The 1231-nt window shown below is 65.6% G+C and carries 1 protein-coding gene; it reads right to left on the reverse strand.

Translation table 11 applies throughout. The annotated features are described in order from the left end of the window. Positions 1-7: 7 nt before the first annotated feature. Positions 8-1180, reverse strand: a complete 1173-nt coding sequence (locus ACFTWF_RS45035) for an IS30 family transposase (RefSeq protein ID WP_378467535.1) — start codon at positions 1178-1180, stop codon at positions 8-10. Between the last annotated feature and the right edge of the window lie 51 nt (positions 1181-1231).

Raw genomic sequence — 1231 nt, forward strand, 5'->3', positions numbered from 1 at the left:
GGCGGATTCATGCGGTCATCGCAACATCAAGTAGTTCGTTGAGCTTCTCGGTTGGAGTATGCCAGTCGTGGGTTTTGCGGGGTCGGTCGTTGAGTTCGTCGGCGACGAACTGCAGATGCTCGGCCGAGTGCACGGACAGGTCGGTGCTCTTGGGGAAGTACTGACGCAGCAGCCCGTTGGTGTTCTCGTTCGAGCCTCGTTGCCATGGGGAGTGCGGATCGCAGAAGTAGATCTGCACCCCCGTGTCGACGGTGAACCTGGCGTGTTGATGCATCTCGGTGCCCTGATCCCAGGTGATCGACCGCGCCAACGCGGACGGAAGTTGCTGGATTTTCGCCGCCATCGCCTCACGCACCTTCTCGGCGGAGTACCCGTCGGGCAGGTGCAGCAGCATCACGAACCGGGTCTTGCGTTCGACGAGGGTGCCGATCGCCGACCGGTTGCCTTCGCCCATGATCAGATCACCCTCCCAGTGCCCGGGGACCGCCCGGTCCTCGGCCTCGGCGGGCCGGTCGGAAATATTGATCATGTTCGGGATCCGGCCGCGCCGCTCATCGGGTTTGCGGTGGCCCTTGCGCAGTGCCCGCCCGGTCCGTAACGCGGTGGTCAGCTCCCGTTTGAGGCCGCCGCGGGCCTGGATGTAGAGGGAGAGATAGATCGTCTCGTGGGACACGCGCATCTCCGGATCGTTCGGGAATCTGCGCACCAGGGTCCGGGAGATCTGCTCCGGAGACAACTTCTTCTTCAACTGTTTCTCCACGAACGCCCGCAGCCGATCGTGGACGGCGAGCTTCGCCGATTTCGGTCGCCGTCCCCTCGCCTGCGCGGCCCGGTGCGCGGTGGAGGCAACGTAGTAACCGCGCCGGTTCGTGCCCCGCTCGATCTCCCGGCTGATCGTGGTCCGATGCCGCCCCAACGCCGCCGCGATCTGCACGACGCTGCTGCCCTCGCGCACCATCACGTCGATCTGTTCGCGGTCCGTGAGGGACAGGAACCGGCCCGACGGTGGTGGACTCCGGCGGGGACGAACCCCACCGGAGTCGATGATCCACCGGCGCGCGGTCGAGGCGGTCACTGCGGCGGCACACGCCGCCTCCACGACCGTCGAACCCTGCGTGCGACACTCCCAGAACAACAGCCGCGCCTGCTCCGAAGCCGGCGGCCGACCGATCATCACCATCTCAAACACCCCTCATCATCAGGGATGTTGCAACGACCGGTTGAACCCGCC

Origin of the sequence: Rhodococcus sp. NPDC056960, from assembly GCF_042674125.1 — a bacterium.
Lineage (GTDB): Bacteria > Actinomycetota > Actinomycetes > Mycobacteriales > Mycobacteriaceae > Rhodococcus_F.

Bases quoted from the DNA above. Each gene is read 5' to 3' on its own strand.
- ACFTWF_RS45035 (WP_378467535.1), bottom strand. From the start codon at position 1,180: ATGGTGATGATCGGTCGGCCGCCGGCTTCGGAGCAGGCGCGGCTGTTG.